This is a genomic window from Nocardia sp. NPDC050412, assembly GCF_044458825.1.
In the GTDB taxonomy this organism is placed as follows: Bacteria; Actinomycetota; Actinomycetes; order Mycobacteriales; family Mycobacteriaceae; genus Nocardia.
The window spans coordinates 237,579-249,544 of record NZ_JBITIJ010000007.1 but is presented as its reverse complement, the minus strand read 5'-3'; the positions used below and the strand labels follow the sequence as shown (position 1 = coordinate 249,544).

Below are 11,966 nucleotides of genomic sequence, written 5' to 3'. Positions count from 1 at the left end.
GTTCAGCCGGGGTAGGGGTTGGTGGTGCGTGCTTCTCGCAAAACGCGTGCCCACCAGGTCAACTGGCGGATCAGGCGGTCGGCGGCGTCGATGGCGGCGCCGTCTTGGGTGTTGCCTGATTTGTCGAATTGCTTTTTGGCCTGGTGGAAGCTGACGGTTTCGCGGATGGAGACCATGTGGATTTCGGCGACCACCTGACGGAGTTGTTCGACGGCCCGCAGGCCGCCGGACAGACCACCGTAGGAGACGAAGCCGATGGGTTTGGCGCGCCATTCGTGTTTCGCGGTGTCGAAGGCGGTCTTCAGGGACGCGGGGTAGCCATGGTTGTACTCGGAAGTAATGGCGACGAAGGCGTCGGCGGCGGCCAGGCGCTGGCGGTAGGCCTCGACCTCGGCGGTGACGGTCAGGTCCGTCGGCAGCGGGGTGGTGAGGAGATCGATGACGCCGGTGTCGAATTCGGGGGTCGCCCGGAGCGTGCGCAGGAACCAGTCCGCGACCACCGGAGCGAATCGCTCCGGGCGCGTGCTGGCCACGATGACCTCTAGCCGTAGCGGAGTATCCACTGCGCGAGCCTAACTCGGTGTGCCGACGGTACGGTCGAGGCGGATGCGGCGATCTCGATTTCATTCGCGGGGATCGGTCGATGATTCCGAATGATGGACGGGGCAACCCGGTGCGACTCTGGAGGAGACGGCATGATCCTGGTGACCGGCGCGACCGGCAATATCGGCACGGAACTGGTTGCGGCACTGAGTGACTCCGGCGCAGACGTGCGCGCGCTGGTCCGCGATCCGGCACGGGCGCAGCTGCGCGCCGGTGTCGAAGCGGTGACGGGTGATCTGAATCGGCCGGAAAGCCTGACCGAAGCCCTGGACGGGGTCACCGGAATGTTCCTGCTGCCGGGCTATGCCGACGCCCCCGACCTGCTCGCCCGCGCGAAAAAGGCGGGCGTCCAGCGCATCGTCCTGCTTTCGGGTGGTTCGGCGGCACTCGAGGATATGAACAATGCGGTCTCCGCGTATATGACGCAGGCCGAGCGGGACGTGCGCGAATCCGGCCTGGCGTGGACCTTTCTGCGCCCGCGCTCGTTCATGTCGAATGCGCTGCGCTGGCTGCCGCAACTCGAACAGGGCGATGTGATCCGCGCCCAATTCCCCGACGTACCCGTCGCCGCAATCGATCCCGCCGATATCGCGGCCGTCGCGGCGGTTGCCCTGACCAGCGACGGGCTGGCCGGGCGTATTCTCGATCTGACCGGCCCGCGAGCGCTCGTGCCCGCCGATCAGATCGCTGTGCTCGCCGAAGTGCTCAACCGGCCGCTGGTCTGCCAAGGCTTGACGAATGCGCAGACGCGGGCCGAACTCGAGGCCTCAATGCCGCAGCACTACGTCGACGCATTCTGGAGCTTCTTCGTCGACGGCACCCTCGACGAATCCCAGGTCTACCCCACCGTCCACGAGGTGACCGGCCGAGAACCGCGCACCTTCGACCAGTGGGCCCGCGCACACGCCGACGCCTTCGCCGAGGCGTGATCGATCGCAGTATTCGACCTGAATACAGTCCGTCCCGAACGACGCGTACCAAATGGGCCGCTCCGGAACCGATGACGTCGTAGCGCCGGGCAGATGCGCGACGCCCAGCGAGTCCGCCCAAGGCAATGCCCGCTTGCTGGACGGTCCAACGCGTCAGTCGCGAACACGGCGCTGAGGCGCAACCGCAATCACATCGGCGAGCCCGCTCCGGCCTCCGGTTTCGCCAACTCAGGCTGGGACGGCGGCGCCGCCACGTCCCGCCCGCCACCCTCTACCGCTGGCTCCGGTCCGGGGGCGGTCGTCTTCGCGTTCGGCACCGGAGCGTCCGGGCGGGCTTCGGGTCGCACGATCGGCGCGGCGGGCCGAGGTTCCGGATGAACCCGATGCTCGGGTGTGGTCGGAGGATTCGGGGCGGCGCGCACGTGTAGTGGGGCGGATTCCCGTTGGGGTGTGGTGGGCTCGACTGCGGGAGCGGCGAGTTCGGCCAGGCCTTGGGTGGGTGAGATCCGGGCGGTGAAACCCAATGTGCGCCTGGCTCGTTCGGGGTCTGCGGCCAGGTGGCGAGCGTCGCCGAGGTGGTAGCGGCCGGTTACTACGGGGGCGGGGCCGCCGCGGGCTTTGGCCATGATCGAGGCGACCTCCCACATGGTGACGGGGTGGCCGGAGGCGATATTCAGGGGGACGAAGCCGGGTGGGCGGCGGTCGACGGCGGCTACGGTGGCGGCCACGATGTCATCGACGTGCACGACGTCCCTGACCTGCCCGCCGTCCTCGCCTACCAAGGGCGGGCGGCCCTGGTCCAGTGCGGTGAGGAAGTTTCCGATGAAGCCGGTGCGCGCGCCCTCGCCGTAACCGTTGTGGTAGCGCAATGCCGTGACGGCCGCGCCCGTGGCCAAACCCCAAGCCAGCGCATAGTTTTCCTGCGCCAACTTGCTCGCACCGTAGAAGCCGCGCGGACGCAGCGGCGCGTCCTCGGTGACCGGCTCCCAGGTGAGCAACTCGCCGGTGCGCGGCGCCAAGTGGTCGAACATGCCGCGGTCCAGATCGGCCCGCCGCCGAAGTCCCGGATAGAACGGCCCGCTGTTCATCCCGCGATAGCGCCCCTCGCCGTACACCACGACGGACGAGGCGAGCACCAGATGACGTATCTTCGCCCGCCCCATCACATCGAGCAGCACCGCCGTCCCGAGATCATTGTTCGCGGCGAACACCGCCGATTCGGGTCCGGATGTGACGGCGGCAAGGTGACAGACCGTATCGATGCCATGCAGCAACGGCTCGAGCGCATCGGCATCGCGCACGTCCACCCGCGAAACGCCCTCCGGCACTTGCACATCCGCCCCGAGTAGATCGACCCCGAGTAGATCGACCCCGACCACCTCGTGCCCGGCGGCGGCCAGCGCCCGCCGCAACCGCGCCCCGACGAACCCGGCTGCCCCGGTGACCAGCACTCTCATCGCATCAGCACCCCGCGTTTCGGCTCCGAACCAACTTGATTCACGGTAGTTCGAACGGTAGTGATACTCCCGCATGGACACGGCAACGTTCGCAGGTATCGGTTCCGGTGACCGCCGAAACCGAGCGCCTGATCAGCTCCTTGAACGGTCCCAGGTTCTTCTTGAACTCGGCGAAGACCTCGACCGCGTGCACACCGCCACCCTCCTCCAGTCCGGCATCCAAATCGGTCACCAAAGCGACTGCGGCATAGCACATTTCGAGTTCACGGGCGAGCACGGCCTCGGGATGTCCGGTCATATTCACCAGCTCCCAGCCCTGTGCGGCGAACCACCGGCTCTCGGCCCGGGTGGAGAAGCGCGGGCCCTGTACCACGACCATGGTGCCCGAAGACTTCATCGGCAGCGCATCCGTGGCGGATTTCGTTGCCGCGGAGCGCAGTTCGTCGCAGTACGGGTCAGCGAAGGAGACGTGCACGCCACCGCCGTCGAAGTAGGTCTGCGAACGGCCGGAGGTCCGGTCGACCAGCTGATCCGGCACCGCCACGGTCCCCGGCCCCCAGTCCGCGCGCAAACTGCCGACCGCGCACGGCGCGAAGATCCGCCGCACCCCGATCGAGCGCAGCGCCCACATATTGGCCAGGTAGGGCAGTGTATGCGGCGCGAATTCGTGCTGTTTGCCGTGTCGGGGCAAGAAGGCCACCGGGCGACCCTCCACTTCGCCGACCGCGATCGGCGCGCTGGGCTTGCCATAGGGTGTCTCGACCTCGACGGTGGTCGCCTCGTTATCGAAGAAATCGTAGAAGCCACTACCGCCGATCACGGCGAGCGCGGGCCGAACATCCAAACTCATGCACCGATTCTCTCGCTCGCCCCGGATTCCCGACCAGACGGGTCCACATCTCACCCACTGAACCTTCGTTCATCATGACCGATCCGAGCGGATTGCGCGGCAGCCCGCGCCACCTGCGCACCGTCGGCGGGGTCGGTGTGATCCCGGTCGCCTGGGGTGCGGGCCGGCTTCTTGCTTTCGCCGCCCTACCCGCAGGTCGGCGTGACCCTGATGATCCAATTCATGGCCCCGATCGCGGTGATCGCATGGAACTGGGCAGTGCGTGGACGACGACCCGACGTGGCGCATAGCGCGGTAACCTGACAACACCCTCGCGACACTGTACCCTAGGGGGGTATTATCGAGGCCGGTCCAGCCGGTGAGCAGCGAGGAGCAGTCGGTGACATCCATCCCGTCGCACAATGACACCGCGCCCGCGCCGGGCAGTGACTCGGCGGGCACCCACGACCACGCCGCGCACGGCCACGGCTACATCACTGCCAAGGACGATTACCTCAAGCGCCTACGCCGGATCGAAGGCCAGGCCCGCGGCCTGCAACGCATGGTCGAGGAAGAGAAGTACTGCATCGATATCCTCACCCAGGTCTCCGCGATGACGAAGGCACTGCAGGCCGTGGCGATGGGCCTGCTGGAGGACCACATCAGCCACTGCGTGGTGGACGCGGCGGTCGCCGGTGGTCCCGAGGCGGACGCCAAGATCAAAGAAGCCACCGACGCCATCGCACGCCTCGTGCGTTCCTGACACTCAACCGTGTCGCCGTCGGTACACCGCCGCCGCACCCGGATGCAAAGGGACGGAATCGGTTCCGATGAGTGAGCGGCTATCCAGGAATTGGGTGCCAGCCGCCTCGGCGGGCACCAGCCGGTCCGCACGCGAAACCAGTAGCTCGACGATCGCCCCGGCCGCCGCGTCGGACATGGTCGGGGCGGCGAGCAGCAGATTCGCGACGCCGACCGTGCGGACCGAACGACCGCTGTCGTAGGCGTCGGCCGGAATCTCGACCAAATCGTAGAGGTGTCCGAAGCGTTCGCGCATCGGCGCGGCCAACTCACCGAGTTCCACCAACCGCAGCCGCTGCGGCACATCGAGAGCGTCGGTGGGCACGCCGCCTGCCCATAGCAGCGCGTCCAGCTCACCGGATTCCACACCCGCCACCGCATCTCGCAGCGGTCGATGCGAAATATCCACATCCGAAACGGGATTCACGCCCGCAGCCCACAGCAGTCGCTCCCCGGTCACCGCCGCGCCGGATCCCGCAGCCCCCAGATTGACTCGGGTCCCGCGCAAATCGGTGACCTGTTGAATCGGCGCATCCGAGCGCACGGCCAACTGCAGATAGTTCTCGTACACCCGACCGAGCGCGACCAACGGAGCCCGTTCACTCTGCACCGAATCTGCAAGCGCCAGTGCGGCATCCACCTGCCCGTTCGCCAACATCCCCAGATTTTCCTGCGATCCAGTTGTCGTCACCGGTTCGATCCCCACCGTGCCCGCCTCCTGGGCCACCGCCGCGAGCAGTTCCGCGAATGCGTGATAGAAGCCGCCGACCTCACCCGAGGCCAGCCGCACCAGCTCAGGCCCCTCACCGCATCCGACAGCACCGGCCGTGACACCGAGGACGGTGAGCGCCAGGAACTTCCGCCGCCGCATCACGACCGCACCACCTGCGGCAGCCGGATCTGGATCGCGAGACCGTGCGGCTCGACGGGCAGCACGGATAAGGTGCCGCCGCGCGCTTGGGCCAATGCCATTGCGATCGGCAGACCGAGACCCGAGCCGCCGGCGGACGCACCGGAGCCGCGGAAGAACCGGGTGGTCAGCTTGTCGATCTCGGCAGGTTCGACGCCAACGCCATTGTCACGCACGGTCACGGTTACCCAGCCCGGCTCGGCGTCGACCACGATGACGGTCTGCGTGCCGGACCCTGCATAGCCGCACGAATTACTCAGTGGCACATCGAGAATCTGAGCGAGAACATCAGCGGACACAGCTATATCGGCCTCGGCAATCTGCGGTTGCGCCCGCAATTCCTGCCCGGCGTTCTCATAGGCGGAGTACCAGGCGTCGACCCGATCAGCAGCCACTTGTACCGCGTCGCAATGGTTTTCGGTATCGAAGGGAGTACGCGCTGCCTCGAAGGCAGCTGGGGTCTCGGCGACCGCCAAACTCAGCAGACCATCGAGCAGCGCGGTCAGCCGCTCGACTTCCGCACCCGCGCTACGGAAGGTGGCCACTGCGCTTTGCGGAATGGCAGCCTCCAAGGAGTCGAGACGGATGGTCAAGGCGGCGAGCGGATTTCGCATCGCATGCGCCGTATCCGCAACGAGCTGACGTTGCGCATCCGCCGAATCGGCGACCGCCAATGCCATAGCATCGAAAGATTCCGCCACCGCCCGCATCTCCGGCGGTCCGCCGTGGTGGCGGGCGATCGAGACGTGCGCGGCGGCCTCCGCGCGCGGCTTCGGCAGGGTCGCGGTCAATTCGGCGACCGCCTGCGATAGCGCCGCCAGTGGGCGCAGCACCCAGCGCGCCAAGCTCAGCGCCAACATGGTGAACACCACCATGGCCAGCACCGCTCCGACCGCGATCACCGCCCACGCGCGGGCGATATCGCGCCGGGCACGCGCGGTGGATGCCTCGATCACTACCGCGCCGTTGACCTGCACCCCGGTGCCGACCGGGCGGGCAATCAACACCGTCGACCCACTCCACGGGGTGAGCCGATAGACCGGCTGGGGACGCTGATTGCGGCGAGCTGCGGCAACGGCGGCCTCGACGGGCGCGGCGGCCGCATCGACGCCCGCATTCACCGTCCGCGCGCCACGCGCATCGACCACGAGCACATTTTCGCCGTACAGATCGTGGTATCGCCCGGCCTCATCGGCCAGTGCCCGACTGTCCCCCTCGGCCACCGCGGCATCGGCGAGGCTGGCGAACCGGTCGGCATCGCCGGACCGATCGGCCACGAACTCCTGGGTGCGGCTGGTCGCGAACGTCAGCGACAGCGGTACCGCGAAGGCGAAGACGGCGATCGCCGCGAATACCGTCAGCGCGACGAGTAGTCGTCTGCGCATGCCGGGCTCCGCTCCTAGGTCCGTCGGGCCGGCACGATCACTGGCCCCAGCGGTAACCGTAGCCGCGAATAGTCGTTATCAGCCCAGGTCGGTCCAATTTCGCCCGCAGTCCGGTCATATGCACATCCAGTGACCGGGATACCGCGACGAACGCGTCACCCCAGATCCGATCCATCAGCTGTTGGCGGCTGACCGCGGCACCGGGCCGCTCCACCAATGCCTCGACCAACTCGAACTCCTTCTGGGTCAATGGGATCGGCCGCCCGGCAACCTCGACCACCCGGGCCGCCAGATCGACCCGCACATCCCCGGTGACCACCTCGGCCCGCTCCGGCTGCGATCCGGCGGCCGCGCGGCGCACCACATTCTCCAGCCGGGCCATCAATTCCGCGATCCGCGGCGGCTTCACCAGATAGTCGTCGGCGCCGCCGCGCAACCCGCGCACAATCGAGCGTTCGTCACTGCGCGCGGTCAGGATCAACACCGGCACCGAGCTCACCTCGCGCAACTGACGCAGCACGTGCAGGCCATCGCCGTCGGGCAGTCCGAGATCCAGGATGACCGCGTCGTAGCCGCGGTGGGCGGTGAGCAGATCCGCGCCGCGGCGTTTGCGCTCGGCCTGATAGCCGCGGGCGTTGAGCGCCTCTACCAGCGCGTCGCCTACGCCGTCATCGTCCTCGACCACCGCCAGCCGCACACGCCGATCCTCCCATAGCGGCGCTGCGGCGTGTGCGGTCGGGCCGTCAGGGTCGAGCCGTCGCGAGGTCACGGTCCGGCTCGGTGGGTGAGGTATCCGCCTTGGTGAGCGAAATACCGTCCGTGGCAGCGGCATCGGCGTCGATGGCCGATCCGCTCGAGGTCTCCCGCATGAACCAGTAGGTCAGCAGCGAGATTCCGATGCATCCGGCGACGTACCAGAAGTACAGCGATTCGTGGTTCGCCTGCTTCAACGACAGTGCGATGGTTTCGGCCGTGCCGCCGAAGATCGCGACGGTCAGTGCGTACGGCAGGCCGACGCCGAGCGCGCGGATCTTGGTCGGGAACAGCTCGGCCTTCACGATGGCATTGATCGAGGTATAGCCGGTGATGATGACCAGTGCGCCCATCATCAGCGCCCAGGCGGCGATCGGGTTCTTGGTGTGCGCGAGCACGGTCATGATCGGCACGGTCAGCAGGGTGCCCGAGACGCCGAAGAAGATCAGCAGCTTGCGTCGTCCGACGCGGTCGGACAGTGCGCCGGCCAGCGGCTGTAGCACCACGAAGACCAGCAGTGCGATGAAGTTGATCCACGAGACCGTCGACTTGGAGATGCCAGAGGTGTTGATCATGAACTTCTGCATGTACGTGGTGTAGGTGTAGAACGCGACGGTTCCGCCGAGCGTCAATCCCATCACCAGCAGGCATTCCCGCGGATACTGCAGCAGCATCCGCAGCGAACCGCGCGCGGGCTGCTTCGCACCGGCGCTGCTCGCAGCGGGATCACGCTCGGCCTCGACCTCTGCCTCGACCTCTGCCTCGAAGTGCTCGGATTCGTCCATGCTGCGTCGTAGCCACATTACGATCAGCGCGGCCGCCGCACCGATCACGAACGGAATGCGCCAGCCCCAGTTGTTCATCTGCGCGTTGTTCAGGAACTGCTGCAGGATGATCTGCACACCGAGCGCCACCAACTGTCCGGCGACCAGCGTGACGTACTGGAAGCTCGAATAGAATCCGCGCTTACCTGTCGAGGCCACCTCCGACAAATACGTTGCACTGGTTGCGTATTCGCCCCCAACCGAGAGGCCCTGCAGCAAGCGGGCCAGCAAAAGCATTATCGGGGCGGCGATTCCGATCGTCTGGTATCCGGGCGTCAGCGCGATCAGCAGCGAACCCGCCGCCATCACCGTCACCGATAGCGTCAGCGCCGAGCGACGTCCGAACTTGTCGGCATAGCGCCCCAGCGCCCAACCGCCGAGCGGCCGCATGAGGAAGCCGACCGCGAAAACCGCTGCGGTGGAAAGCAATTGCGCGGTCGAATCGCCCTTGGGAAAGAACGACTTCGCGAAATACACGCTGAATGCGGCATAGACATACCAGTCGTACCACTCGACGAGATTGCCGATGGAACCACGCAATACATTCGCGACCACCCGGCGCTCGCCGACAGGCTGTGTCGTAGTCACAAGATCTCCTTCTTCGACGCGGCCTTGCGTCGGTCGGAGACCAGTGTGTGCGCAGTCACAGCGCCGATGGAAGCGCGGGGCGCCCTTTCTAACGCAGTCTTAGGACGATTGCCGTCGGTCGGCGATCGCAGGGCTGCGATCTCCCGAACGAATCGGGGGAACCGATGTTCATCCCGTGCCGAACCGACGACGCCCTAGGAAAGCGTCGCGTCCGCCCGAGTTGTTCGACCCGCTTCAACAGACCCTTACGGCGATCGGCCGGTAACGCGGGCCGATCGCCAGCGCAGGACTAGTTCGCGAGCAGCGGGGCGAGGGTGCGCAGAGTGGCGGCTTCGTCGGCGAGGACTTGGAGTACGACGTGGTCGGCGCCCGCGGTCAGGTGGGTCGAGAGGCGATCGACGATCGAATCCGCGTCGCCGTGGGCTACCAGGGCGTCTATGAGGCGGTCGCTACCGGGTTTGGCCAGGTCGTCGTCGGTGAAACCGAGGCGACGGAGGTTGGCGACGTAGTTCTGCAGGTCGAGGTAGAACTCGACGCGCGGGCGGGCAGTGGTGCGGGCCCGGACCGGGTCGTCGTCGAGGACCACCTTGTGTTCGGTGGCCAGTAGGACACCCTCGCCGAGCAGCGCGCGGGCGCGGGCGGTGTGTTCGGGGGTGACGTTGTAGGGCAGCGCGCCCGCGGACCGTTCCGCCGCCAGCCCCAGCACGCGCGGGCCGAGCGCGGCGAGAGCGCGACGCTGCTCGGGTACGCCCGCGGCATCCAATTCGTCGAAGTATTCGACCAGCGCGTCGTAGGGCTTGCGATACTCGCCTTGGTGTTCGGGATGGCCCGCACCCAAGCCGAGCAGGAACCGGCCCGGAAAGCGCGCATCGATCCGGTGGAACGACTCAGCGACCTGCTTCGCGGGTGCCGTCCATATATTCACGATGCTGGTGGCGACGGTGATCGACTCGGTTGCCTCCAGCAGCGATTCGATCACGGGCAATTCGGCGGGCGGGGACCCGCCGAGCCACAGCGTGCCGTAACCGAGTCCTTCCAAGTCCTGCGCGTCCTGCAGGGTGAACCCCCCGTAGTAGCGCCATACGCCGAACTTTCCGAGGTCTCCGATAGCCATGTCCGGAATGAACGAGGCCGCCGCCGTCCATATTCCGTCCGGGGCCGCACTCCGATCCGAGGCGGTCGCCAAATTTCGAGCCGACCGTTAGCACTCTCATAACGCGAGTGCTAACTTGGATAGTGCACAGCTTCCGGCGCCCGCCGCCGTGGCAGGCGTCACCGCTAGTGAAATGGAGGTGATTGCTGTGCTTCGGTTCGATCCATTCCATGACATCGACACCGTTGCCCGCCAGCTGCTCGGCGAATCCATGGGGACATCGCGCGCACCACGATTCATGCCGATGGATCTGTTCAAGGCAGGCGATCATTACGTACTCAATGCCGACCTGCCCGGTGTGGACCCCGGCTCGGTGGATGTGAGTGTCGACAACGGCACCCTCACCCTGCGCGCGCAGCGCAGCCTGCCGAGTGACGAAGGCGTCCAATGGATCGCGTCCGAGCGCTTCGCCGGCACCTATATGCGCCAGCTCAGCCTCGGCGACAATGTCGATGCCGACAAGATCAGCGCGACCTATAACAACGGCGTGCTTTCAGTGACGATTCCGATCGCCGAACGGGCCAAGCCGCGCCGTATCGAAATCTCCGGTTCCAACCAGCCGCGGACGATCGAGGCGGGTTCGTCCAGCAAATAGCTGGTCATGCTCCCGCACCGCACCGCGCCCGCCGAATCGCGGTGCGGGAGCCCCGCCTTCACACGGGGGCACATAGGTTGTGGTCGCCGCGCTCAGGTTAGACCTTCTGTGCGATGTCAAGATGTGATGCGCCGAGCTCAGCTGCCACAGCAGCCTTCATCAACAGTTGGGACCGTACGCATTTCGCGGGTTTCGGCATTGCGCGCGGCGAGGTCGGCAACGTCCGGATAGTCGACGGCGATGAGACTCAGGCCGTGCGCGGGCGCCACGGTGACCGAGCTGGAGCGCTCGGTTTCGTTCAGTAATGCGGCGACCCAGTCGGGCGTGCGACGCCCCTCCCCGACCGCGAGCACCGCGCCGACGAGGCTGCGAACCATGGACCAGCAGAACGCATCCGCGCTCACATAGGCGGTCAGCAGGTCACCGTCACGCTCCCAGTCGAAGCGCTGGAGTTCGCGGACGGTGGTCGCACCATCACGACGGCGGCAGAATGCGGCAAAGTTGTGCAGGCCCAACAGCTTTCGCGAGGCCACGCGCATGGCCTCGAGATCGACGTCGTGACGACAGGCGACAACGCTGCGGGCCCGCAGCGGCTCGGCCCCATAGGGCGCGGTGGTCAGCCGGTACGCATAGTGGCGGCGGATCGCCGAGAAGCGGGCGTCGAATTCGGGCGCGACGACGCGAATATCCTTGATCCGCACGTCTTTCGGCAGGAACCGTGCCATGCGATGGATGAGCTTGGCCGCCTCCGGTTCGGTGCGGGTATCGAAGTGCGCGACCTGCCCCTCGGCGTGCACACCGGCATCGGTGCGCCCCGCGACCGTCAATTGGATCGGCTCGCGGAACACTTTGCTCAGCGACTCTTCGAGCACACCCTGCACCGTGCGCAGTCCGGGCTGTCGCGCCCAACCGATGAAATCGGTGCCGTCATAACTGATATCGAGCCGAATTCGAACCGAGTCGACAGCGGACTCCGGCCGAGCATCGGCTTCGGCGGTTCGCACGACTCCCGTCGAAGCCACCGGCGCAGGCTCGTTCGACGCCGTCGAATGCCGGGTCGAATCCACCGAATCCTCGGTCGCAGCTCCGTCCTCGCCGACGCTCGGCTCCGCGGCGACCGGCGGTGTCGTGCCTTCGGT

The 11,966-nt window shown here is 66.7% G+C and carries 12 protein-coding genes and 1 pseudogene; 4 read left to right on the top strand and 9 right to left on the bottom strand.

Going from position 1 to position 11,966, the window contains the following annotated elements; translation table 11 throughout:
- Positions 1-2: 2 nt before the first annotated feature.
- Positions 3-563 carry an NAD(P)H-dependent oxidoreductase gene (locus tag ACIBI6_RS21285; RefSeq protein WP_364346200.1) on the bottom strand — a complete coding sequence of 187 codons (561 nt, stop codon included), beginning with the start codon at positions 561-563 and terminating at the stop codon, positions 3-5.
- 132 nt (positions 564-695) lie between these two features.
- Here ACIBI6_RS21285 and ACIBI6_RS21280 point away from each other — a divergent pair, with 132 nt between their 5' ends.
- The gene (locus ACIBI6_RS21280) at positions 696-1,532 is read left to right on the top strand and encodes an NAD(P)H-binding protein (RefSeq protein ID WP_396957450.1); all 837 of its coding nucleotides are present in this window, start codon (positions 696-698) and stop codon (positions 1,530-1,532) included.
- Between the two features lie 473 nt (positions 1,533-2,005).
- Here ACIBI6_RS21280 and ACIBI6_RS21275 read toward each other — a convergent pair.
- Together ACIBI6_RS21275 and ACIBI6_RS21270 are read right to left on the bottom strand one after the other, a co-directional pair.
- Positions 2,006-2,989, bottom strand: a pseudogene (locus tag ACIBI6_RS21275) (NAD-dependent epimerase/dehydratase family protein); the annotation flags it as partial.
- A 40-nt stretch (positions 2,990-3,029) separates the two neighbouring features.
- The gene (locus ACIBI6_RS21270) at positions 3,030-3,839 is read right to left on the bottom strand and encodes an S-methyl-5'-thioadenosine phosphorylase (protein ID WP_396957449.1); all 810 of its coding nucleotides are present in this window, start codon (positions 3,837-3,839) and stop codon (positions 3,030-3,032) included.
- Between the two features lie 74 nt (positions 3,840-3,913).
- Between ACIBI6_RS21270 and ACIBI6_RS21265 the strand changes: the two genes are divergently transcribed.
- Positions 3,914-4,129 (top strand): hypothetical protein, encoded by a 216-nt coding sequence (locus tag ACIBI6_RS21265; RefSeq protein ID WP_396957448.1) that lies wholly within the window; start codon positions 3,914-3,916, stop codon positions 4,127-4,129.
- A gap of 98 nt (positions 4,130-4,227) precedes the next feature.
- The gene (locus ACIBI6_RS21260; RefSeq protein ID WP_396957615.1) at positions 4,228-4,581 is read left to right on the top strand and encodes a metal-sensitive transcriptional regulator; all 354 of its coding nucleotides are present in this window, start codon (positions 4,228-4,230) and stop codon (positions 4,579-4,581) included.
- A gap of 3 nt (positions 4,582-4,584) precedes the next feature.
- On the opposite strand, the gene ACIBI6_RS21255 is transcribed toward ACIBI6_RS21260, so the two are convergent.
- The 5 genes from ACIBI6_RS21255 to ACIBI6_RS21235 all read right to left on the bottom strand — a co-directional run bounded on the left by ACIBI6_RS21255 (position 4,585) and on the right by ACIBI6_RS21235 (position 10,193).
- Complete coding sequence (locus tag ACIBI6_RS21255; RefSeq protein ID WP_396957447.1) at positions 4,585-5,490, bottom strand: TAXI family TRAP transporter solute-binding subunit; 906 nt, start codon at positions 5,488-5,490, stop codon at positions 4,585-4,587.
- On the bottom strand, positions 5,490-6,914 hold the full coding sequence (locus ACIBI6_RS21250; protein WP_396957446.1) for a sensor histidine kinase: 1,425 nt from the start codon (positions 6,912-6,914) through the stop codon (positions 5,490-5,492). Before ACIBI6_RS21250 ends, ACIBI6_RS21255 begins: the two co-directional genes overlap by 1 nt.
- Positions 6,915-6,951: 37 nt before the next feature.
- Positions 6,952-7,611, bottom strand: coding sequence for a response regulator transcription factor (locus ACIBI6_RS21245; RefSeq protein WP_062983355.1), 660 nt, complete (start codon positions 7,609-7,611; stop codon positions 6,952-6,954).
- Between the two features lie 46 nt (positions 7,612-7,657).
- Positions 7,658-9,079 (bottom strand): MFS transporter, encoded by a 1,422-nt coding sequence (locus tag ACIBI6_RS21240; protein ID WP_396957445.1) that lies wholly within the window; start codon positions 9,077-9,079, stop codon positions 7,658-7,660.
- 289 nt (positions 9,080-9,368) lie between these two features.
- Positions 9,369-10,193: an LLM class F420-dependent oxidoreductase gene (locus ACIBI6_RS21235; protein WP_396957444.1), complete on the bottom strand. Its 825-nt coding sequence runs from the start codon at positions 10,191-10,193 to the stop codon at positions 9,369-9,371.
- Positions 10,194-10,380: 187 nt separating this feature from the next.
- Here ACIBI6_RS21235 and ACIBI6_RS21230 point away from each other — a divergent pair, with 187 nt between their 5' ends.
- The gene (locus ACIBI6_RS21230) at positions 10,381-10,827 is read left to right on the top strand and encodes an Hsp20/alpha crystallin family protein (RefSeq protein WP_364346186.1); all 447 of its coding nucleotides are present in this window, start codon (positions 10,381-10,383) and stop codon (positions 10,825-10,827) included.
- A 137-nt stretch (positions 10,828-10,964) separates the two neighbouring features.
- Here the strand turns inward: ACIBI6_RS21230 and truA are convergent, their stop codons facing one another.
- Positions 10,965-11,831, bottom strand: a complete 867-nt coding sequence (gene truA / locus ACIBI6_RS21225; protein WP_396957613.1) for a tRNA pseudouridine(38-40) synthase TruA — start codon at positions 11,829-11,831, stop codon at positions 10,965-10,967.
- Positions 11,832-11,966 lie beyond the last annotated feature (135 nt).

Excerpts from the sequence above, each read along its gene's own strand:
- ACIBI6_RS21280 (WP_396957450.1), top strand. The coding sequence starts at position 696 with ATGATCCTGGTGACCGGCGCGACCGGCAATATCGGCACGGAACTGGTT.
- ACIBI6_RS21235 (WP_396957444.1), bottom strand. The coding sequence starts at position 10,193 with ATGGCTATCGGAGACCTCGGAAAGTTCGGCGTATGGCGCTACTACGGG.
- ACIBI6_RS21255 (WP_396957447.1), bottom strand. The coding sequence starts at position 5,490 with ATGCGGCGGCGGAAGTTCCTGGCGCTCACCGTCCTCGGTGTCACGGCC.
- ACIBI6_RS21265 (WP_396957448.1), top strand. The coding sequence starts at position 3,914 with ATGACCGATCCGAGCGGATTGCGCGGCAGCCCGCGCCACCTGCGCACC.
- ACIBI6_RS21250 (WP_396957446.1), bottom strand. The coding sequence starts at position 6,914 with ATGCGCAGACGACTACTCGTCGCGCTGACGGTATTCGCGGCGATCGCC.
- ACIBI6_RS21270 (WP_396957449.1), bottom strand. The coding sequence starts at position 3,839 with ATGAGTTTGGATGTTCGGCCCGCGCTCGCCGTGATCGGCGGTAGTGGC.